This window comes from Allobosea sp. 10L417 (assembly GCF_056395485.1).
In genome coordinates, this window is record NZ_JBFTJP010000004.1 from 23,493 (window position 1) to 43,909 (window position 20,417).

Here is a 20,417-nt window from a genome sequence, read left to right on the forward strand (position 1 = left end):
CCCGGAGACCACATCGCGATCTTTCTGCATTGGCGGACAACCGCCGCGTTTTCGCTTCATGACCCAGACATCGGTCGGGCGACGCTTGCGGTGGACCTCGCACCACTCTCATGCCAGCATCGACAAGGCTTGATCCATCATGGTGAACCCGGCCCCTGCGGGGTCGGTTTCGGGTGTGAGAGCGTCAGCGAAGATGCAACGTCGCCTGGCCGCCATTCTCTCAGCCGACGTGGTCGGCTACATGCGCCTGAGCGAGGCGGCGGAGGAGCCGACGCATCATCGGCTGATGAGCCTGCGCGCCGATCTGATCGATCCTTGCGTGCGCGAGCATGACGGACAGATCGTCAAGAACACCGGCGACGGATTTCTCGCCACGTTCGATAGCGCGTCTACGGCGACCCACTGCGCCCTGTCGCTCCAGCAGGCGCTCGCGGCAGCCACTACTGATCAGCCCATCTCCCTGCGGATCGCATTTCGGATGGGCATCCATCTTGCCGACGTCATTTTTGAGAATGACGATATTTTCGGAGATGGCGTCAATGTCGCCGCCCGGCTGCAATCCTATGCGGAACAAGGTGGCGTCATCGTTTCGGAAGCTGTTTTCGAGCAGCTCGACATGGCGGAGAGGGTGCTCGGCTCCGATATGGGGGAGATCTTCCTGCGCAATCACGAGCGCCCAGTGCGCGTCTTCGCCCTCCGCTCCGAGCCTGGGCCGGTTCCAGCCCGCAAGATCGGCGAAAGCCACGCCGGCGCCGATGCGCGGGCCTCCATCGCCGTTCTGCCGTTCCGCATGAACGGCACCCGATCGCTCAAGGTCTCCATCGCCGATGGCGTCGTGGACTCGATCATCCAGTCGCTGTCGGGGCTCAAGGAACTGTTCGTCATCTCGCGCGGATCGACGCTGGAATTCGGCCGGCAGCGGGCCGACCCGGTCTCTGTGGGGCGCAAGCTCGGCGTCCGCTATGTCATGGACGGCACCGTCTCGCTGTCTCACAGTCGCGTCCGCATCAGCACCGAACTCATCGCCAACGAGAACGGCGCGGTGGTCAGCGCCGATCACTACGACGGCAAGGTCAGCGAGCTGTTCGACCTCCAGGACCGCATCGCGCTGAAGCTCGTCAGAACCGTGGCGCCCCATGTCCGGGAGCGCGAGCTGCGGCGCGCCTTGCGTCAGCACCCGCAGAACATGACCGCCTACGACCTGCTGCTCCAGGCGCTCGACCTGCTCTACAAGATGGACGCCGACAGCTTTGCCCGGGCGCGCGGTCTGCTGCAGCAGGCGATCGCGCTCGACCCGTCCTACGCTCCCCCCTTCACCTACACCGCGCTGTGGCATGTCTTCCGCGTCGGCGAACTCGGCTCGCCCGATCCCGATGGCGACGCGCAGGCGGCGGTCGACCGGGCGCGGGCCGCCATCGAGCGCGACGGCAACGACCCGCTCGCACTTGCGATCTACGGGCACGTCCAGGCCTTCTTCCTGCGCGATGCCGTTACGGCGCAACGCTTTCTCGACCAGGCGATCGAGGCCGGGCCAAGCGTGGCGATGGCCTGGACGATGAGCAGCGCCGCGCGCGGCTTCGTCGGCGACGGCTCGCTGGCGGTCCAGCACGGCGAGACCGGGCAGCGCCTCGCCCCCGCAGATCCCTATCGCTTCTGGCACGAGGGCATCCTGGCCCAGGCGCACTATATCAACCGCGACTATGATCAGGCGGTCGGCTGGGCGCGCAGTGCTGTTGCGCATAATCCTTCAATCCGCTTTACTTTGCGTACGCTTGCCGCCAGCCTGATCGCAGCAGGACGACACCGGGAGGCAGCGAGCGCCGCCGATCGCCTTCTCTTGCTCCAGCCCGATTTTAGACTGACGCCTTACGCGCCGCGCTGCCCGTTCGCTCCACCTATTCTGGAGACGTGGATCGGGCACTTACGGAAGGCAGGACTGCCTGACTGAGCCGAAGCCTAACGAGTTTGCCGCAACAGCAACCGTGCAGGGTTCATGCGATGACCGGCAATACAGGCAATACCGGCAACACCGGCAATACCGGCAATACCGGAAACTCCGGCATCAGCGGCGACGACGGAAACTGGTTCGTACCCGACCGGGCCGATTTTCCGTTCTCGATGGAGTCGACCACGGCGGCTGGTGGACGGATCCGGGATCTGCAGAAATCGGTGCATATCCGCCTCGACCCGGCATCTGGGCCTTACAAGAAGATCCTTTTCATGAACGCTGCCGTCGGCGGCGAACCGGCGACATTTGCGGACCGCCATTGGGCGGCGCGCTGGTATGCCTTCCGGGGGCTGACGGAGTTCGCCGCGACGAACTGGAACACCAACCAGTTGAACGACACGCTGGCGGACATCCTGATCGGCCTTAACGGCAAGGAGGGGGCTGAAACCAGGCAGGCGCGCGAGATCAAGAACCTGCTTGCCGCCGCGCGCGACGAGCGCGCGTCGGCCCTGGGCGAAATACTCGTGCAGGATGGCGAGTTCATCTCCACCTTCATGGCGGCGCTGGCGATGACGCCGGCCTCCCATCCGCAGACCTTCCGGGTCCTGCACATCGCCAGCCTGGTCGCGTCTTTCAGTGCCCTCTACTACAAGCAGGTCTTCCAGCGCCCGCGCCCATCCTGGGAATGCCCCGCGCTGATGCCGCCGATCCCCGTACCCGGCCATTCATCCTATCCCAGCGGCCATGCCACCCAGGCGCATCTCATGGCAGCCTGCATGGCGCACATGCTGAAGATCGTGACTCCGGCACTGCCCCAGGCTGACCGGACAGCCCTGACGGAAACGCTCATGGCGCTCGCACGGCGTGTGGCGCGCAACCGCGAGATCGCCGGACTGCATTTTCCAAGCGATTCCGAAGCCGGCGCCGCAATCGCCTCCGCGGCCTTCGCGAAACTGTCGGAGCACAGCGACACCGGGCAGAGCGCGGATCATTACACGCTCAAAACATTCGGCGAGACCGTGACGAAGGCCGCCGCCGAATGGAAACCAGAGTGAGGAGGCGGCAATGGCCGACCCGCCTAACGGCGCCATCGCGCCCTATCCTTTGCCACCGGAGACCTTCGATCCCGCGGATGCGAGCGACAGGGAATTGCGGCGCTATGGCCTGCCGACCCCTGCGGAATTCAGGGCCAATCCGGCGGCGGCAGCATTTCGCCGGGCCTTCCTGCGCCGGCGCCCCAACGCTCCGCCCTTGCGGTTTCTCAGCGCGTCCAAGGCCGCCAACGTGGCCCCGCGGCTGCAAATTCTGCGCTTTGCCGCTCAAGCCGCCAGGCCGGTGCAGAAGAGCATGAACTGGTCCGGCGGCTATGTGACACCCCGTGACGGCCGCAGCTTCGTCTCCGTGATGGCGAACTGGACTGTGCCCGAGGTCTCCGCACCGCCCGGCGGAACCGCCCCGGAATACCAGAGCTCGACCTGGATCGGGCTCGACGGGCAGAGGCTCTATGCGGATTCCTCTCTCCCTCAGATCGGCACGCGGCAGCGCTGGCTCACGGAACCTGTCCCTCATGCCGAGTATTCGAGCTGGTTCCAATGGTGGGCGCGGGGGCAGGATCTCCCGATTCAGGAGCTCGCACTGCCCGTCGATCCCCGTGACAAGATCAGCGCGATCATCACGGTGCGCGACGAGAGGACAGTGCGCTGTAATCTGAAGAACGTCAGCAAGGGCATCATCCTGCAGGCCTTCAACGCCTCGGTGCCAGCGGGCCTGCGCATCAGCGGCGCCACCGCCGAGTGGATCATGGAACGGCCAAGTCCGATGGGGTCGGATGGGTGGGAGCCCTATGCCTTTCCCATTTACCGGTCCTTCGCCTTCACCGGTTGCGTGGCCGAATCTGCCGAGCCGGAGAGGCCCGACCTGTGGCAGCACGACCTCGAAAGCGCGCGGCTGATCCGGATGTCCGAAATCCATCGGAATCCGACGAGCGTCCGAACCATCTCGACCGCCAGTCGCGTCCTGGGACCGCCGCAGCGCCTCGAACTGAGCCGCGTCGTGCCCTGAGCGGGAATGGCGCTCGCCTGCGCGGCCGACGATGGCAGCTACGCCGGCGTCGACAGCAACGCCTCCACCTCCGCGGCGGTCGGCAAGACCGCGCCCCGGCGTGCGACCGAGAGCGCCGCCGCGGCGCTGGCATAGACCAGCAATTCGCGAACGGACGCGATATCGAGCTCGGCCAACCCCGACGGGTGCAATCGGCCGGTTTGGGCGAGCCGCGCCAGCAGCGCCGCATGGAAGGCATCCCCGGCACCAACCGTATCGCAAACCGCGACAGGCCGCCCGGGCACCGAGATCCGCCCGGCAGACGAGAAGGCCGTCGCGCCTCGCTCCCCCTCGGTGATGACCACCAGTTGCGCCCCGAGATCGAGCCAATAGGCGGCGGCCTCAGTGATCGTGACTTGCCCGTCCCAGCCGATCCGCACATCTTCCTCGCTGGCCTTGATCAGGTTCGCGGCGCGGTAGAAGCGCTCGGCCGCCATATGCCAGCCCGCCAGCCCGCCGAGCGCCGTCGGTCGCAAATTGGGGTCGACGCTGATGAACCGCCTGCCCTTCTCGCGCTCGGCCAGCGCGGCGAGGCTCGGCCCCACCGGCTCGGCCGCCATGGTGAAGGACCCGAAAGCCAGCGCCTCGACGGTGCCGGGCAGTTCGGAGGGCAGATCGGATGGCAGCAGAGAGCGGTCCGCGGCGCCCTCGCCATGGAAGCTGTAGCGGGGTTGGCCATTGCCGTCGGTGGCGATGACGGAGAGCGTGCTGAGCCGGTCCGTCCGTACCAGATAGGCGCAATCGACCCCTTCCCGGGCCAGCATCTCGGCCAGCAGCGAGCCGAACGCATCGCGCGAAACGCCTCCGAGAAACCCCGCTTCGATGCCGAGCCGGGCGAGGCCGATCGCGACATTGAACGGCGAACCACCGGGAACCGCTCGCGCCGGCATCTCGCCGCGATCCGGCGCACCGACGAACAGGTCGATCAGCGCCTCGCCACAGACCAGAATCATGATGTCTCCTCAAACGCGACCTGCCGCAATCTACAGCACCTTCAAGGGCGGGAAGCAGAAAGTCGACGCCATCAGCCAGACGGCACTTTCGTCTCTCTTGACGACCGCCCCCGATTGCGGCGCTGATGATCGGGTCATTCGCACACGCCTTCACGCGCTGCGCCGGAACCCCGCGGGGGGCATGGCACAGCCAGCTTTGACGCATCTCTGCCAAGTCGAGACGATAAACCACAAAAAGCCGGGCAGTCGGACAAGACGGCCCCAAAATGCCGTTGCAGAGTGCAGCCTGCCGTGCGCTGCCTTCCGGTGGCGGGCATCGCGACGAAATTTCGACGGAACCGATGGATTTGGCGCCGTCGCCGCAAAGACCATGTTTGGCACACCGAAGGAGACTGACATGCCATTCGTCACAACCAAGGACGGGGTCGAAATCTTCTATAAGGATTGGGGACCGAAAGACGCCCAGGTCATCATGTTCCACCATGGCTGGCCGCTCTCCTCGGATGATTGGGACGGGCAGATGCTCTTCTTCCTGTCGAAGGGCTATCGCGTCGTCGCCCATGACCGCCGCGGCCATGGCCGCTCCGCCCAGGTCTGGGACGGGCACGACATGGATCATTATGCAGCGGATGCCTCGGCGGTCGCGCAGCACCTCGATCTCAGGAACGCGGTCCATATCGGCCACTCCACCGGCGGCGGCGAGGTTGCTCGCTATGTCGCCAGGCATGGCGAGCCGCAGGGCCGCGTCGCCAAGGCGGTGCTGGTCAGCGCCGTGCCGCCTTTGATGGTCAAGACCGACAAGAACCCGGGCGGCCTGCCCATCGAGGTCTTCGACAGCTTCCGCAAGGCGCTCGCCGACAACCGGGCGCAATTCTTCCTCGACGTCCCGACAGGCCCCTTCTACGGCTTCAATCGGCCGGGTGCGAAGATCGACCAGGGCGTCATCCGGAACTGGTGGCGGCAGGGCATGGAGGGCGGTGCCAAGGCCCATTACGACGGCATCAAGGCCTTCTCCGAGACCGATCAGACGGAAGATCTCGAGGCGATCGGCGTGCCCACCCTCGTCCTGCATGGCGAGGACGACCAGATCGTGCCGATCGGCGCCGCCGCGCGCGAGTCGATCAAGCACCTGAAGAACGGCAAGCTGAAGACCTATCCAGGCTTCGGCCACGGCATGCTCACCGTGAATGCCGACGAGCTCAACGCCGACCTGCTCGCCTTCGTGCAAAGCTGACATCGCCCCCTGCGGCTGGCCAATCCCGGCCGGCCGCAGGCTCGGAAGCGCAAGCCTCGCCCACCTCAGTCTGCAGTATCTTCATTGGCCTCCCGGCGCCCCCGGAAAAGGCGCCACAGCGACCGCCCGATCGGCTTGGACGTAAGATGGGCTCCGGCCGGGCGGCGTTCGAGCGTGATCTTCTGCTCGTGATAGTCTTCGAGCCCCGGGCGGTGTCCGACGCTGATGAGCGTCGCGTCGGCCAGTTCGCTGTCGAACAGCCCCAGCAGCGCTTCCTGGCTCGCCTCGTCGAGCGCGGACGTCGCCTCATCCATCACGATGATGTCCGGCTTCTGGATCAGCAGGCGTGCGAAGGCGACCCGCTGGCGCTCTCCTCCGGAGAGAATGCGGTCCCAATCATCCTCCGCGTCGAGCCTCCTGGACAGATAGCCCAGGCCACAGCGCTGCAGCGCTCCGATCATCGTCTCCTCGTCGACCGGCCGCTCCGAAGCCGGGTAGAGCAGGATCGAACGCAGCGTTCCCCGCGGCAGATACGGCTTTTGGGGAACGAAAGCGATCGATTGCCCCGCGGGCACGCGGATCGAGCCTGATCCCCAGGGCCAGAGCCCGGCCAATGCCCGGATGAGCGTGCTCTTGCCGGAGCCGCTCTCCCCTGCAATCAGAACCTTCGCACCGCGCTCGATGGCAACAGTCGCATCCGCGACGACGACGCGGCCATTGCTGTGCGCGAGCGACAAATTCTGGATATGGATCGCCTCGTCCTCGCTCTCCCCGAGTTCGATCCGCGTATCCGCCTCCATGATCGTGCCGATATCGAGCGCCTGCAGTTCCTCGACCAGCTCGTCGACGCGCCTCACGGAGGCGAACCACTCCGCCAGCCTGACGAAGTTGTCGACGAACCAGATCAGCGCGGCCTGCACGGCGCTGAAGGCGGCCACGACCTGCACCACCGCGCCGAGGGTGACACCGCCGGCCAGATACTTGGGCGCGATAAGCAGGAGCGGCACGATCGGGAACAAGGCCCCGTTCGTATTCAGGACCAGCGCGATGATGCCTTGCTGGCGGATGATCCGGAGCCAGGCGGCAACGACGCGTCCGTAATCCTCCCCCACCGCGCTGAGTTCATCGGCATCGCCGCGGATGAGTGCGATACTCTCGGCGTTCTCGCGCAGCCGCGTCATCTCGGCCCTGAACTGGGCTTCCATCTCGTTCTTGTGCGAGACGAGGCCCACCAGCGGCCGCCCGGTCAGATAGGCTGCGAGCGACGCGATGGCGGCGTAGAGCACTGCGGCGACGGCCATATAGCTCGGGATGACGATCGTGACGGTTCCCAGCGTCACCTCGGCCGAGCCCGCAACCTGCCAGAGGATCGCTGCGAAGGTCGCCGCCGTGATGAAGGCGCTGATCAGCCCGATCGCCAGCTCGACCAGTGGCTCGATCGCGAGGCGGGCATCCTCTGCGATTCGATACTCGGGTGCGGTCAGCCTCTTGGTCAGGAAGCCGAGGCGATAATAGCGCTGGTCCGCGATCCACCAGCCCGCGACGCGCCGGGTTAGGTTCTCGCGCCAGCGCGTCTGCAGCAGCATGCGGCAGACCACCAGTCCCGACACGGAAAGCGCCGTGGCCACGACCAGAGGGGGCAGCCACCCAGTTGCCGCCCATACGCCCGTGACGTCCCGCTTCTCGAGCGCGTCGAAGAACAGGCGGTTCCATTTGTTGATGCCGACTGCGCTCGCCGTTTGCGCGGCAACGAAGAACAATACCGCGGCCGTCAGCCCCCAGGCCCGCCAGCGCGTATCCTGGTCGCGCCAGTAGCGCAGGGCCACCCGAAAGAACTGGCGCATGCGTGAACGTTGAGGGACAGGCGGAGCATCGGTCATCTGCTGTCCCGCCACGCGGAAAATCTGGCGCACAATTCTGGGCCGCAGGGTTGGCCAGCGTGCCGCTCAAGCCCAATGCGCAAAGGGCTCATCCTTGCAGCGGCGAAGGCGAGTTCCGCTCGGCATCAGGAAACCCTCGTTATCGACACGCACGAGGGATGTTCCGTCGAGAAGGGTGAACCGCGCGATTCCGTCGGTGTCGGACCACACCGCGACGACATATCTGTTCCCGTCGGTATCCTGGCATCGTTCATATCGCGCCGGATTCATGCGGACATCCGAACGGCGCAATTCCATCGCTCTCGAGGGCATGTCTCACCTCTCCCACTGCCTGCTTCAACGGGAAGCCGCAGGCGGGGTTCCATCCTGGCGCGTCGGATTGCCGGTCGGTCTGGGAAACGAGAATGAGCATTGGCGGCCGCCAAACCCTGCGCTGGAGCGCAATTGAGGCCTTCGAGCGGCGCGTATTCAGCGCCTCTGCGCGCTTTCCAGCAGCGCCGCCATCGCCCGATCGCCGCGCGCCCGGGCGTGCTGCAGCGGCGTGATGCCCTGCCCGTCCGCGATAGTACGATCCGCGCCCGCGGCAAGCAGAGCGCGTGCCGTCTCGACGTGACGGGGGCCGCCATCGCCCAGCACTACCGCCTCCATCAGGGCGGTCCAGCCGAGATTGTTGACATGGTCGAGCGGCGCCCCGGCCTTGATCAGTTCGCGGACCACCTCGTCATGGCCGAGATGTGCGGCCGCGATCAGCGCCGTGCCGCCATAGCGGCTCGTGATCAGCTTGGCCGAAGCGCCGGATGCCAGCAGCGCCTTGACCATCGGCACGTCGTCACGCACCGCCGCGATCGTCAGCGCATCGTAACGCTGCTCGTCGAGCGGTCCCGGCTTGGCACCGACGGCGATCAGGAGACGCGAAGCCTCGGCCCGCCCCTGGAATGCCGCGACATGCAGAGGCGTGCGGCCATTGCCGTCGCGCGCATCGAGGTCACCCCCCGCCGCGGCCAGCCGGCGGATGGTCGTGGCATCGCCCGCCGCAGCCGCCGCATGCAAGCCGCGATAGGCGGCAAGTTCGGCCGGGCTCGGCGGCGTCTGCGCCGTCGCTTCACCGGACCCGATGGCGGCCAGAAGCGCCAGCGCGCCCAGCAACATCCTCGACATGGCAACGTTCCCCGGTGGCGGGCAGGCGGCCGGCGCAGCGGCCACCTGCTTCACAATGACGGCAATCGGCCAATTCAGCGCAGCTTCGCCTGCACCTTCTCGATCCCGGCCTTGGCGCAATCCTCGTCCAGATTGGCGCCCGGGGCGCCGCCGACGCCGACCGCGCCGATCACGTCGTCATCGACCTTGACCGGGACACCGCCGCCGAGCAGCAGGAAGCCCTCGATCGAGGCGACATGGCGCGCCGCCCGGTTCTTCTCCGCGCCCTCGGCCATCGCCAGGGTGCCATTGCCAGCGGAAGCCGAGGTGTAGGCCTTGTCGCGGCTGGCAGCGACGGTGTGCGGACCGGCCCGGTCGGCGCGCAGCATGGCAAGAGGCACTCCGGCCCGGTCGACCACCGTGGCGGCGATGTAGAAGTTCTTGGTGGCGCAGGCCTCGACGGCGGCCTGCGCGATCTCCTGCGCGATGGCGAGCGGCATGTTGCGCTGCTGCAAAACCTGGGCGCCGGCGACGGCCGGCACGAGAGCGAGGGTGGCAGCAGCGGCGGCGAAAGCGGTCTTGAACATGGTCTCTCCGATGCGGGGCGTGGCGAGCCCTGAGCTCGACGGGGCCACGCTACCGAACCGCGAAGCGAAAAAAGATCGGTACGGCGCCGGAGACCTCTCAGTAATCCTACGGAGCAAGGCGGCAATGACAGCCGCGAGAGCGAAGCTGTCGGAGCCCTACCCTTCGAGGGCGATACGAACCATCTCCGCAACCGAGCCGGCGCCGAGCTTCTCGGCAATATTGGCGCGATGGGTCTCGACCGTGCGCGGCGAGACGGCGAGCACGCGAGCGATTTCCTTGGTCGAAAGCCCTTCGGCGATGAGATCGAGGATCTCCCGCTCGCGCTGTGTCAGCCTGGCCAGCTGTGCTTCCCGGCCGGCGCGCGCGGCGTGAACCCTGCTGCGTTCGTCGAGCTGCGCGAAACCCGCCTCGATCGCCTCGAGCAGCACCTGCTCGTCGATCGGCTTTGTCAGGAAGTCGACGGCGCCGGCCTTGAAAGCGCGGCGACAGGCCGCGACATCGCCATGGCCGGTGACGATGACAATCGGCATGCGCTCGGCTTCGCTCGCCATGCGCTCCAGAAGTTGCAGGCCGGATGTCCCGGGCATGCGGATATCGGCGACGATGCAGCCATCCTGCCGCAGGTTCGGGCGCTCCAGGAAGGCCTGGACGCCGGCGAAGGGCTGCACCGCGAAGCCCATGGTCCGCAGCAGCAGCGTGAGCGCATCGCGGACATCGTCATCGTCGTCGATCAGATAGACCGTACGGGCGGCGGGCTTCATTCAGCCGCGATCCGCTGTTCCAGGGCTAGGTGCGGCAAGCGAACCGTGAACACGGCGCCCCGGCCGGCCTCGCTGCGCGCAGCGATGTGCCCGCCGGCCGACTGGACCAAACGCTCGCAGAGCGGCAGCCCGAGCCCCATGCCGCCGCTCTTGGTGGTGAAGAACGGCTCAAACAGCCGTGCCAGATCGGCCTCCGCGATGCCCGGGCCGGTATCGCTCACGGCGATCTCGACATCGCCTCCAACGAGCCGGGTCGTGAGTGTGATCTCGCGTCGCCCTCCGCTCTCGCCCGCTATCGCCTCCGCCGCGTTGCGGACGAGATTGTGAACCACCTGCTCGATCGCGACCCGATCGACCCGCGCCGGCAGCGGCGAGGGGCCGAGTTCAAGGTTGAGGCCGATCCCGCGCTCCTGCAGGTCGCGCTGCGTCAGGGCAACGACATTGCGGACGATGCAGTTGAGGTCGTTCGGTTGGGGCTGCGGCTCGCGGCGCGTCACATAGGCCCGCAGCCGCTCCAGGATTTCGCCGGCCCTCAAGGCGTGCCGCACATTCGCATCGAGCACGCCGATCAGCGCGTCCGGTTGCCCCGCCGCGGAGCGCATGAGCCGCAGGCCGGCCTGGCTCTGGCTGAGGATAGCCGTCAGCGGCTGCGTGATCTCATGAGCGATGCCGGACGCCATCTCGCCGACCGTGTTCACCCGCATCGCATGGGCGAGTCGCGCATCCTGCTGATGCAGGCGCATCGCCTCGCGCGCCCGCTGGCTGGCGCGCTTTTCGCGCAGAACCGCGAGCAGCAGCAGCACCGCAAGCGCGGAGGCCAGCGGCCAGCCGATCAGCAGGATCGGCGGCAGGATCTCGGCGACGGAAGGCCGCCGCTCCAGGGTCAGGACGAGCGGCTGGGAGCGGCTTCCCAACGCCCGTTCATAGGTGAGTTTCGGCAGGCCCATGCCGGGCGGACGTTCCCGTCCTTGGCTGACGATCCTGGCTCCGGAGCTATCCCGCAGCGCCAGCACGGTCTCCTCAGGCAAGCCGCCTTCCGGTTCGGCCATGCGTGTGGCGTCGATGACGAGCACCAGCGCCCGCGGCTCCGAGCCGTTGTCCGGGATGCGCTTGACGAGCGCATAGAAAGGCTTCCCTCCCCGGCTGGGCAGCGTCCCGGCGTGGCCCGGCGCAAGCTCCCTGATGCGCGCCGCAAGCGCGAGCGGATCGAAGTCCTTGAGATTCTCCGCAGCTTTCCCCTCGAGCCCGTCAGGGGGAGCTCCTGATCCTGCCAGCTCGACCGCCGCGATCCGCGGATAGAAGCGCTGCATCGCTTCCACGACGGCGCGCCACGTGGCGGAATCCGCGGTCGAACTCGCCAGCACCGCCGCGAGGCTGGTGAGATGCGCGTCATGCTGCTCGGCGCGCTGCGAGAGGACGCGATGCAGCGTCGCTCCCTCGCGGTGGAGCGCGTCGCTTGCCCGTGTGAATTCGATCGCGGCCTCCAGCCCGAGGCCGATGAGCGCAAGCGGAACCCACAGCAGCAGGAATGTGGCCAGTCGGGACTTCAAGGGCGCAATCCGGTTCGCGCCCAGCCTATCGCGCCGGCCTCGTGCCGTCACTCCACGCCGTCAAGGGATTTGGCGCGGAAGGTCCTTGCGGCGGCAACCGCAGCTCAATAGGCTCCCTGTCGACGCGCCGACGACAGGCACGCACCAGGGGAAACGCCTATGCCAAAAATGTTCTGCAAGCTGGCCGCGCTCGGTCTCGCCGCGGCCGCCTTTTCAGTGTTCGCCGCTCCCGCCTCGGCGCAAGCGACGCTCGAGGCTGTGAAGAAGCGCGGCAAGATTCTCTGCGGCGTCTCCCCCACGGCTCCGGGCTTCTCCTATGCCGACGACAAGGGCGTTCGCCAGGGCTTCGACAGCGACATCTGCCGCGCCGTGTCATCCGCCGTCTTCGGTGTTCCGGACAAGGTCGACTTCGTTCCGCTCAACACCAATGTCCGCTTCCAGGGGCTTCAGTCCGGCGAGGTCGACCTGCTCTCGCGCCAGACGACGATGACCTTCTCGCGCGACACATCGCTCGGCCTCGATTTCGCGCCGGTCGTTTTTTATGACGGCCAGGGCCTGATGGTTTCGAGCAAGCTCGGCGTGAAGAGCGCGGCGGAGCTGTCGCAGTCGGCCGTCTGCATCCTGCCGGGCACCACGACGCTGCAGAATCTCGAAGACTACTTCAAGCCGCGCAACATCAAATACGAGGCGGTCGTCTTCGAGAATCCCGACGAGTGGCGCAACGCCTTCTTCTCCGGCCGCTGCGACGTCATCACCACCGACCGCTCGGACCTCGCTTCGGTGCGCGCGATCGCGAACGACCCCAAGCAATACGTCATCCTGCCCGAGACGATCTCGAAGGAGCCGCTTGCGCCCGTCATCCGCCAGAACGACAGCAACTGGCGCGACATCGTCTCCTGGACGGTCAACGCCCTGATCGCGGCCGAGGAGTACGGCATCACCAAGGCCAATATCGACGAGCAGCTCAAGAGCAAGGACCCCGAGATCCAGCGCCTGCTCGGCGTCAACGGCGATCTCGGCAAGATGCTGAACCTCGACAACAAATGGGCCTACAACGCCATCAAGCAGCTCGGCAATTACGGCGAGCTCTTCGAGCGTCACCTCGGCGAGAAGACCCCGCTCGGCCTCACCCGTGGCCCGAACCAGCTCTGGACCAAGGGCGGGCTGCTCTACTCCCCACCCTTCCGGTGATCCCGGCCATCGCATCGGACCGAAAAGTGGCTTCCGCTTTTTAGAAAAATCCGATGCAGTATCAAATGAATAGATCGCCGTCGTCGCGTCCGGTGGGACGCGCGGCGATCTGGCGTTCCTTCGATTGACCTGAGACCGCCGGCCGTCGCGCGCGGCCGGTGTGTCTCCAGCACGGAACAGCCCGATGGCCTCTCCAGCATCCAGCCCGCTGCGGCTCATTTACGATGTGCGCGTGCGCGCCGTGCTCTATCAGGTCGTGGCCGTCGTCCTCGTCGTCGGGGTCGGCCTCTACCTCTTCGGCACGGTCTCGCGGAAGCTCGCCGAACAGAACATCGCGACGGGCTTCGCCTATCTCTCCCGGCCGGCGGGCTTCGTCATCAGCCAGTCCTTCATCAGCTACGAATCCAGCGACACCTACGGCCGCGCCATTCTCGTCGGGCTGCTCAACACGGTCTGGGTTTCGATCTTCGCCGTTATCCTCTCGACCGTGCTCGGCCTGATCGTCGGCATCGCCCGGCTGTCGCGCAATCCGCTCCTGTCCTTCCTCGCCCTGATCTATGTCGAGGCGCTGCGCAATGTGCCGCTGCTACTCTACCTCTTCCTCTGGTATGCGCTGATCGTCGCGGTGTTTCCGCCGGTGCGGGACGCCTGGCAGGTGCTGCCCGACGTCTTCCTCAGCAATGGCGGCCTGATCGTCCCTTCGCTGCGCTGGTCCGCCGCCCATACCGGCGTGCTCGTCTCCGCCTTGGCCGGCATCGTGCTCGCCTTCGTGGTCGCCGCGTTCATGCGGCGCCACCGCGTCGCGTCCGGCCACGCCAGGGCCGCCTGGCCCTATGTGATCGTCGCCCTCCTCGCGCCACCGCTTATCGGCCTCTTGCTGTTTCAGCCGGATCTCGTGGTGAACTGGCCGGAAAAGGGCCGCTTCCGCATTACCGGGGGCCTGCAGGTCACCCCGGAATTCACCGCGCTTCTGGTCGGGCTCGGCCTCTCAGCTTCCGCCGGCATCGCCGAGATCGTCCGTGCCGGCATCCTCGCGGTCGGGCGTGGCCAATGGGAGGCTGCGCGTGCCGTCGGGCTGCACGACCGCCAGACGATGCGGCTGGTCGTGCTGCCGCAAGCGCTGCGCGTGATCATTCCGCCGCTGACCAGTTCCTATCTCTCGACCTTCAAGAACTCCTCGCTCGCCATCGCGATCGGCTACCCCGATCTCGTGATGGTTTCCAACACCACGATGAACCAGACCGGACAGGCCATCGAGGGCATCGCGATCTTCATGCTGGTCTATCTCGGCCTGTCGATCACGATCTCGCTGCTCATGAACTGGTACAACGCCCGCGTCGCCCTGGTGGAGCGCTGAGATGTCCGAGCTCACCAATACGGCGATGCTTGGCGTCGAACGAGCCGACCGCCCCTTGCAGGGACAGCGGCGTTGGCTCGCTGGGCTGAAGCCCTTTGTCGGCTCCCCGCTCAACGCCGCCATCACCCTCGCCTGCCTCTGGCTGATCTATCGCCTGGTGACCGGCGCTTGGGGCTGGCTCGTCACCCGCGCGGTGACGGAAGGCGGGCCCCAGGCCTGCAAGGCCGGGAACGGGGCCTGCTGGCCCTTTCTGGCGGCGAAGCTGCGCTTCATGATCTTCGGCTTCTATCCTTACGAGGAGCATTGGCGCCCGGCGCTCGCGGTGCTGCTGTTCCTCGCTGCGGTGATTATCTCGATGATTCCGCGCTTCTGGTCGCGGCGCCTGCTCTGGCTCTGGCTCGCTGTCGTTATCGTCTGCGCCGTGCTGATGTATGGCGGGCTGTTCGGCCTCATGGTGGTGAGCACCACGAACTGGGGCGGCCTGCCGCTCTCCTTCATGCTCTCCTCGGTCGGGCTCGCCTTCGGCTTCGTGCTTGGCGTGCTGCTGGCGCTGGCGCGCTCCTCGAAGCTGCCCGCAATCCAGGTCATCGCCGTCATCTTCATCGAGACGGTGCGCGGGGTGCCGCTGGTCTCGATCCTGTTCATGGCCTCGGTGATGCTGCCGCTGTTCATGCCGGACGGTGTCACCATCGACAAATTGCTGCGGGCGCAGGTCGCAATCATCATCTTCGCCGGCGCCTATATCGCCGAGACCGTCCGCGGCGGTCTGCAGGCAGTGCCGAAGGGCCAGCACGAAGCCGCCGCCTCGCTCGGCCTCGGCTATTGGCTGTCGATGCGCAAGATCGTGCTGCCTCAGGCGCTCAAGATCGTCATCCCGCCGCTGGTCAACATCTTCATCGGCTTCTTCCAGGACACGACACTCGTCACGATCATCGGCCTGCTCGACTTCCTCGACACGGTGCGCTCAGCCATGCGCGATCCGGTCTGGCAGGGCATCGCCGTGCTCGAGGGCTATGTCTTCGCGGCGCTGGTCTATGCCCTGCTCAGCTACGGCATGGGCTCCTATAGCCGCTTCATCGAGCGCCGCCTGCGGACGGACCATGGCCATGGCCGGAGCGCCTGACGGGGCGGCAAGCGCGTTCAAACCCTGATTTTGTGCGAAGCCGGCCTCCCCGCCGGCGGCCGCGCAATGTTCCAGCAAGCCGGGGCACCGACCACTCCATGTGTTTCATCATGGAGAGCGGAAGATGCGTCCCAGCTCAGGCCAGTCAGCGGCGCTCGCCGGCCGCGCACTGCACGGCTATATCAACCTCGTGCAGCGAACCACCCGGTTCAGGCCGGTCATTCCCGGGGCCTGTCCTTGGGAGCGCAGCCGCGAGCCGTTCATCGCCCTGACATGGCACGGCCAGCAGATGCTGAGCCTTGCGGCGCTCGAGGGCGCATCGCGCGTGGCAATCCTGGCCTCGCTGCATTTCGATGGCGAGGTCGTCGCCTCCGTCGTCGAAAGGGCCGGTTTCCGGACCATCCGTGGCTCGGGGACTCAGAGCCGCCCGAAAATTCGGACCAAGCGGGCAATTCCAGCGTTCTTCGAAATGCGGGACGCGCTCCGCGACGGCACCAGCGTCGTTCTCACGGCAGACGTGCCGAAAGTGTCGCGCGTGGCCGGCAAGGGCGCCGTGCAGCTCGCCCGCGTCACCGGTCGGCCGATCTACCTCTTCGCCGCCGTCACGAGCGCGCGCTTCGATCTGACAAACTGGGACCGGTCCAGCATCGCCCTGCCCTTCGGCCGCGGCTGCATCCTCTGGTCGGAGCCGCTCTATGTCCGAAAGGGTGCCGACGATCGCGAGGTCGGCCTCATCGCCATGGACATCTCGGCGCGCCTCGACGAGCTCCACTCTGCGGCCTACCAATCACTCGAGCGGGCCCGCTGAGCCTGTCCCCCCATCGTCCCGTCAGGGGCGTCCCGGCAGCGGACAATCGGCCGGATTGCCGCAGATGTTTGCTGGTGGGCGCAGAATCTCCGGCGCGCCCGCCGGCTCGATGCGGATGCGGCTGAGATCGCCCGAGAAGCGCAGGCCAAGGCCCGACGAAATGAGGACGATCCGCGCGCGCGGCGAGGCGAGGATCGTCGCGTTGGCTCCAGCCAGGAAATGGGCGCTGCCGCCGAGGCTGGCATAGTCTCCGAATACATCCTCCCGCCGGTCAAGCCCGTAGACCAGCATGATCACCCGGCCGTAATCGGCGCCGAGTCCGATGCCGACCGACAGCGCCGACCAGATCACCGGCTCGGGGGACCCGTCCGAAAAACGCAACTCGCCGCTGCCATGCCGCCCGCCGACAACGAAAGAGCCGCTCAGCTCACCACCGACGATATAGGCATTGGGCTCGCCGAAGAGGGCGAACGCACGTTCGATCGGAAGGCTGACCGTTTTCGACGCGGTGTCGAATACCCCCTCGACCAATCGCAAGATATCGTTGCGCGATGTCGTCGGCAGTTGCCCGGGCCGGATCTGTTCCTTCGCCGGCGGTTTGCCCTGTGCCAATGCCGTGGTTTCGATCGGCGCGGCCGCGAGCAGCGCCGCCAACGCCCAGACCGGACGGCTCCCCCTTGCCACGGTGCGCAACACAGGCATCAGGTTGGCAGATCCATGGAAGAGTTGAACGGCAACGCTATTACGGTCCATGCAGAGCGAGCCAGAGCAGCGCGCCCTGTCCGACAAGCCATACCCGCACAGAGGCTCCGTGACGACCCGCAACATTGAACCGATTTCCGTGAGGCCGTCGCCGGCGACTTCGAACGCTCACGGCCTTCGTGAGAACGGGGGCCTGGCGTGACCTCGCTGTCGCGCGCCCTTACGCTCCGGCTGGGCCTGCTGGGCATCGTCCTGTTCGTGGCATTCATCGCGGCCGTTCTGGCATTCACCTTCATCACCGAAGACCCTGGCGCCCTACGCAACGACGTCACCTCACAAATCATCCAGCAAGGCGTACGGCCGTCGACGGGCAGCGGACTGCAGGTCGAGAAGACCGCGGGACTTGTGCAGATCGAGCATGCCAGCCCCCGGCTCTGGTATCTCGTCTCCGATGGACGTTCCGTCGTCGAGTATGCGCCAGAGTTGCGTCCGGGGTTGCCCATCGACATCCGGTTGGATGGCCCGACGATCGCGGCTCAGATGCGCGTCGGCGGCGACAACGCACTCGCCTTCGACGTGATCGAGAAGGATGGCAGCCGCGTCATTGTCGCGACCGGCGGCGGCGTGCCGGGTTGGGACCTGATCCTCGGCTATTTCCTGCGCGCGATCGCCGGTCCGGCCTTCGCGATCTCGGTGGTCTTCGGCATCATGATCGCTGCAGCGATCGCGATGTCGGTCTCCTATATCAGCGCGCGGCTGCGCAGCGCCGCCGAAGCGGCGGCCCGCATCGATCCCCGCGCGCCGCGCGGCCTGCTGCCGACCGAGGAGACCCCGATCGAGCTCATGCCCCTGACAACCGCGCTCAATTCGGCGCTCGACCAGATCGCCGGCAACATGGAGGGACAACGGCGCTTCATGAACAATGTCGCGCACGAACTGCGCACCCCGCTTGCGGTGATGCGCAGCCGCGTCGACGCGCTTCCGGACGAGCCGGCGCGCCTCCAGCTGACCACGGATCTGAGCCGGCTGACCACCATCGTCTCCTCGATGCTGCAACTCGCCCGCCTGCATGCCACCGAACTGCCCTTCGAACCGCTGCAGCTCAACGCGCTCGCTCGCTCCGTCCTGGCCGAGCTCGCTCCGCTCATCCTCAGCCACGGCGTCGATGTCGCGCTGGAAGAGGAAGGCGATCTGAATGGGGTGATCGATGCCAATGAGCCCACGGTCCGGGCCGCGCTCGCCAACCTCGTCGACAACGCCCTGCGCCATGCGAAGGCAAGATCGACCATTCTGGTCCGCGTCCTCGACGGAGCCGTCCTGGAGGTCATCGATGATGGTGTCGGCATCGCGGCGGCGAAGCGCCCGCAGGCGATGGAACCGTTCAACCGTATGTCGCCGAGTTCGACCGGCGCCGGTCTTGGCCTAACCATCGTGCGCGACATCATGGCCGCCCATGGCGGCTCCATCGCCATTCTCGGCAATGAGGACGGCGGCACAACGGTGCGCCTGGCATTCCCGCCGGACGGCACCAGCCGCGATTGAGAGGCGCTAGAGCGCCGACACTGTCGTCTTCAGCATGTAGCCGATGCCGCGCAGCGAGGTGATCTCGACCTGGGCACCGGCGTCGCGAAGCTTGCGGCGCAGGCGCGAGATCTGCGCTTCCAGCGTGTTCGATTCGATCAGATCGTCGAAGCCGTAGACCGCCTCGATCAGTACATCGCGGGTGACGACGCGGCCGACGCGCTGCACGAGGGCTTCGAGGATCAGCGCCTCGCGCCGGCGCAGGTCGAGAGGCTCGGCTCCGACACAGGCGCTGCGGCCCTCGAGGTCGAGCGAGAGGTTACCGGCCGCAATGACCAGGGATCGCTTGGGATGACGCCGCCGCACGATCACCCGCAGGCGCGCAAGCAGCTCGCCCGGCTCGAAAGGCTTGACCAGATAGTCGTCGGCGCCGCCATTGAGGCCTTCGATGACGTCGGCCTTGGCGTCGCGCGCGGTCAGGATCAGGAAGGCCGGACGCGCATCGTCGGCGCTGAGCGCCTTGACGATCGAAAGGCCGTCGCCGTCCGGCAGGCGCCTATCGACGATGGCGATGTCGAAGGGCGCGGTCCGCAGGGCGGCCAGTGCGGCATCGATCGTCGTGGTCCGATCCACGATCAACCCCGCATTCGTGAGAAGCGAGGACAGGAAGCTCATCAGATCCGGCTCGTCCTCGACGATCAATGCGCGCATGTCTGTCCTGTAGAGGTGCAGGGATGGAACGTGATGCCGGACAAGGGACGGGATTTCCGAACACCCTGCCCCATCCCTACCAGAGAACGGCCAAGAAGGCCGTGAATCAGGACCGGCCTTGCGAAACCGGCCGCTATGGCGGGGTCAGAAACGGTAGTTGAGGCCGGCCTTGACGAGATGCTCGGTGACGCCGATGCGGCTGCGCGTATTGCCGAACTGGAAGTCCTGCTTGCCGAGCGAGACGTAGTTGTATTCGAGCTTGGCGGAGAGGTTGTCGGTGATGCCGTATTCGGCGCCGGCACCAACCACATAGCCGATCTTGCTCTTGGTCTTCGACAGCAGACCGTCCGTGGCCTTCAGGCTGCCATAAGCGAGACCGCCGGTGCCGTAGATCAGCACACGATCGAAGGCGACACCGGTGCGTGCCTTCAGCGTGCTGACATATCGCATGTCGGCGCCGGTGCCGGCACCGCGCTGCTTGGAGCTGTTGCCGAGGCCGTTCATCGACATGTCGCCCTCCATGCCGAAGACCATGCTGCCGAGCTGCAGGTTGTAGCCGAGCTGGCCGCCGAGCAGCACTTCGTTGCGGCTCTTCTTGGCGGCGCCGTCGAAGCGGTCGAATGCTGCGCCGGAATGGATACCGGCATAGATGCCGTTCCAGTTGTAGGTGCGCGGCGCGGTATAGGCCGGCCACTCCTGAGTACGCGGCAGCAGGCGGTCCGCCGCCGCCGCGGGCACCGCGAACAGGGCCAGCAGGCCGAGGCCCGCCATCGAGATGGTGCGAAACATGACAACAACTCCTTGCGGCGGCTTTCCCCGCCGCCGACGCATCTGCCTGCGCCCTGGCTCCGTG

The 20,417-nt window shown here is 66.5% G+C and carries 18 protein-coding genes; 9 read left to right on the forward strand and 9 right to left on the reverse strand.

Features of this window, described 5'->3' with window-relative positions:
- The first annotated feature begins 193 nt into the window (after positions 1-193).
- The 3 genes from AC1DE3_RS12480 to AC1DE3_RS12490 are packed head-to-tail and all read left to right on the forward strand — an operon-like array spanning position 194 to position 4,009.
- Positions 194-1,948 carry an adenylate/guanylate cyclase domain-containing protein gene (locus AC1DE3_RS12480; RefSeq protein WP_476796844.1) on the forward strand — a complete coding sequence of 585 codons (1,755 nt, stop codon included), beginning with the start codon at positions 194-196 and terminating at the stop codon, positions 1,946-1,948.
- Positions 1,949-1,998: 50 nt separating this feature from the next.
- Entirely contained in the window at positions 1,999-3,003 is a 1,005-nt protein-coding gene (locus AC1DE3_RS12485; protein WP_476779400.1) for a phosphatase PAP2 family protein, read from the forward strand.
- Positions 3,004-3,013: 10 nt separating this feature from the next.
- Complete coding sequence (locus AC1DE3_RS12490) at positions 3,014-4,009, forward strand: G1 family glutamic endopeptidase (RefSeq protein WP_476796845.1); 996 nt, start codon at positions 3,014-3,016, stop codon at positions 4,007-4,009.
- Between the two features lie 38 nt (positions 4,010-4,047).
- Here AC1DE3_RS12490 and AC1DE3_RS12495 read toward each other — a convergent pair whose 3' ends face one another.
- The gene (locus AC1DE3_RS12495) at positions 4,048-5,001 is read right to left on the reverse strand and encodes a carbohydrate kinase family protein (protein WP_476796846.1); all 954 of its coding nucleotides are present in this window, start codon (positions 4,999-5,001) and stop codon (positions 4,048-4,050) included.
- A gap of 397 nt (positions 5,002-5,398) precedes the next feature.
- Here AC1DE3_RS12495 and AC1DE3_RS12500 point away from each other — a divergent pair, with 397 nt between their 5' ends.
- On the forward strand, positions 5,399-6,235 hold the full coding sequence (locus tag AC1DE3_RS12500) for an alpha/beta fold hydrolase (RefSeq protein ID WP_476796847.1): 837 nt from the start codon (positions 5,399-5,401) through the stop codon (positions 6,233-6,235).
- A 65-nt stretch (positions 6,236-6,300) separates the two neighbouring features.
- Here AC1DE3_RS12500 and AC1DE3_RS12505 read toward each other — a convergent pair whose 3' ends face one another.
- The 5 genes from AC1DE3_RS12505 to AC1DE3_RS12525 all read right to left on the reverse strand — a co-directional run bounded on the left by AC1DE3_RS12505 (position 6,301) and on the right by AC1DE3_RS12525 (position 12,151).
- Positions 6,301-8,079, reverse strand: coding sequence for an ABC transporter ATP-binding protein/permease (locus tag AC1DE3_RS12505; protein ID WP_476796848.1), 1,779 nt, complete (start codon positions 8,077-8,079; stop codon positions 6,301-6,303).
- Positions 8,080-8,583: 504 nt separating this feature from the next.
- The gene (locus AC1DE3_RS12510) at positions 8,584-9,273 is read right to left on the reverse strand and encodes an ankyrin repeat domain-containing protein (RefSeq protein ID WP_476852413.1); all 690 of its coding nucleotides are present in this window, start codon (positions 9,271-9,273) and stop codon (positions 8,584-8,586) included.
- A gap of 74 nt (positions 9,274-9,347) precedes the next feature.
- On the reverse strand, positions 9,348-9,839 hold the full coding sequence (locus tag AC1DE3_RS12515; RefSeq protein WP_476852414.1) for a GlcG/HbpS family heme-binding protein: 492 nt from the start codon (positions 9,837-9,839) through the stop codon (positions 9,348-9,350).
- A 156-nt stretch (positions 9,840-9,995) separates the two neighbouring features.
- Entirely contained in the window at positions 9,996-10,601 is a 606-nt protein-coding gene (locus tag AC1DE3_RS12520) for a response regulator transcription factor (protein WP_476796851.1), read from the reverse strand.
- Positions 10,598-12,151 (reverse strand): sensor histidine kinase, encoded by a 1,554-nt coding sequence (locus AC1DE3_RS12525; protein ID WP_476796852.1) that lies wholly within the window; start codon positions 12,149-12,151, stop codon positions 10,598-10,600. The genes AC1DE3_RS12520 and AC1DE3_RS12525 overlap by 4 nt, the downstream gene beginning before the upstream one ends.
- Before the next feature lie 168 nt (positions 12,152-12,319).
- Here AC1DE3_RS12525 and AC1DE3_RS12530 point away from each other — a divergent pair, with 168 nt between their 5' ends.
- From AC1DE3_RS12530 to AC1DE3_RS12545, 4 genes are all read left to right on the forward strand, one after another.
- Complete coding sequence (locus tag AC1DE3_RS12530; protein ID WP_441511872.1) at positions 12,320-13,342, forward strand: amino acid ABC transporter substrate-binding protein; 1,023 nt, start codon at positions 12,320-12,322, stop codon at positions 13,340-13,342.
- Positions 13,343-13,526: 184 nt separating this feature from the next.
- Complete coding sequence (locus AC1DE3_RS12535) at positions 13,527-14,699, forward strand: amino acid ABC transporter permease (RefSeq protein WP_476796853.1); 1,173 nt, start codon at positions 13,527-13,529, stop codon at positions 14,697-14,699.
- 1 nt (position 14,700) lies between these two features.
- The gene (locus tag AC1DE3_RS12540; protein WP_476796854.1) at positions 14,701-15,822 is read left to right on the forward strand and encodes an amino acid ABC transporter permease; all 1,122 of its coding nucleotides are present in this window, start codon (positions 14,701-14,703) and stop codon (positions 15,820-15,822) included.
- 124 nt (positions 15,823-15,946) lie between these two features.
- Complete coding sequence (locus AC1DE3_RS12545) at positions 15,947-16,630, forward strand: lysophospholipid acyltransferase family protein (RefSeq protein ID WP_476796855.1); 684 nt, start codon at positions 15,947-15,949, stop codon at positions 16,628-16,630.
- 21 nt (positions 16,631-16,651) lie between these two features.
- Here the strand turns inward: AC1DE3_RS12545 and AC1DE3_RS12550 are convergent, their stop codons facing one another.
- Positions 16,652-17,332, reverse strand: coding sequence for an EipA family protein (locus tag AC1DE3_RS12550; RefSeq protein ID WP_476796856.1), 681 nt, complete (start codon positions 17,330-17,332; stop codon positions 16,652-16,654).
- Between the two features lie 198 nt (positions 17,333-17,530).
- Here AC1DE3_RS12550 and AC1DE3_RS12555 point away from each other — a divergent pair, with 198 nt between their 5' ends.
- Positions 17,531-18,874, forward strand: coding sequence for an ATP-binding protein (locus AC1DE3_RS12555; RefSeq protein ID WP_476796857.1), 1,344 nt, complete (start codon positions 17,531-17,533; stop codon positions 18,872-18,874).
- A gap of 6 nt (positions 18,875-18,880) precedes the next feature.
- On the opposite strand, the gene AC1DE3_RS12560 is transcribed toward AC1DE3_RS12555, so the two are convergent.
- On the reverse strand, positions 18,881-19,564 hold the full coding sequence (locus AC1DE3_RS12560; RefSeq protein WP_476779413.1) for a response regulator transcription factor: 684 nt from the start codon (positions 19,562-19,564) through the stop codon (positions 18,881-18,883).
- 144 nt (positions 19,565-19,708) lie between these two features.
- Positions 19,709-20,353, reverse strand: coding sequence for an outer membrane protein (locus AC1DE3_RS12565; protein ID WP_476796858.1), 645 nt, complete (start codon positions 20,351-20,353; stop codon positions 19,709-19,711).
- Positions 20,354-20,417 lie beyond the last annotated feature (64 nt).

Coding starts and splice junctions, on each gene's coding strand:
- AC1DE3_RS12510 (WP_476852413.1), bottom strand. CDS start 9,273: ATGTCGAGGATGTTGCTGGGCGCGCTGGCGCTTCTGGCCGCCATCGGG.
- AC1DE3_RS12540 (WP_476796854.1), top strand. CDS start 14,701: ATGTCCGAGCTCACCAATACGGCGATGCTTGGCGTCGAACGAGCCGAC.
- AC1DE3_RS12535 (WP_476796853.1), top strand. CDS start 13,527: ATGGCCTCTCCAGCATCCAGCCCGCTGCGGCTCATTTACGATGTGCGC.
- AC1DE3_RS12545 (WP_476796855.1), top strand. CDS start 15,947: ATGCGTCCCAGCTCAGGCCAGTCAGCGGCGCTCGCCGGCCGCGCACTG.
- AC1DE3_RS12490 (WP_476796845.1), top strand. CDS start 3,014: ATGGCCGACCCGCCTAACGGCGCCATCGCGCCCTATCCTTTGCCACCG.
- AC1DE3_RS12550 (WP_476796856.1), bottom strand. CDS start 17,332: ATGCCTGTGTTGCGCACCGTGGCAAGGGGGAGCCGTCCGGTCTGGGCG.
- AC1DE3_RS12515 (WP_476852414.1), bottom strand. CDS start 9,839: ATGTTCAAGACCGCTTTCGCCGCCGCTGCTGCCACCCTCGCTCTCGTG.
- AC1DE3_RS12480 (WP_476796844.1), top strand. CDS start 194: ATGCAACGTCGCCTGGCCGCCATTCTCTCAGCCGACGTGGTCGGCTAC.
- AC1DE3_RS12505 (WP_476796848.1), bottom strand. CDS start 8,079: ATGCGCCAGTTCTTTCGGGTGGCCCTGCGCTACTGGCGCGACCAGGAT.
- AC1DE3_RS12520 (WP_476796851.1), bottom strand. CDS start 10,601: ATGAAGCCCGCCGCCCGTACGGTCTATCTGATCGACGACGATGACGAT.
- AC1DE3_RS12485 (WP_476779400.1), top strand. CDS start 1,999: ATGACCGGCAATACAGGCAATACCGGCAACACCGGCAATACCGGCAAT.
- AC1DE3_RS12495 (WP_476796846.1), bottom strand. CDS start 5,001: ATGATTCTGGTCTGTGGCGAGGCGCTGATCGACCTGTTCGTCGGTGCG.
- AC1DE3_RS12565 (WP_476796858.1), bottom strand. CDS start 20,353: ATGTTTCGCACCATCTCGATGGCGGGCCTCGGCCTGCTGGCCCTGTTC.
- AC1DE3_RS12560 (WP_476779413.1), bottom strand. CDS start 19,564: ATGCGCGCATTGATCGTCGAGGACGAGCCGGATCTGATGAGCTTCCTG.
- AC1DE3_RS12500 (WP_476796847.1), top strand. CDS start 5,399: ATGCCATTCGTCACAACCAAGGACGGGGTCGAAATCTTCTATAAGGAT.
- AC1DE3_RS12530 (WP_441511872.1), top strand. CDS start 12,320: ATGTTCTGCAAGCTGGCCGCGCTCGGTCTCGCCGCGGCCGCCTTTTCA.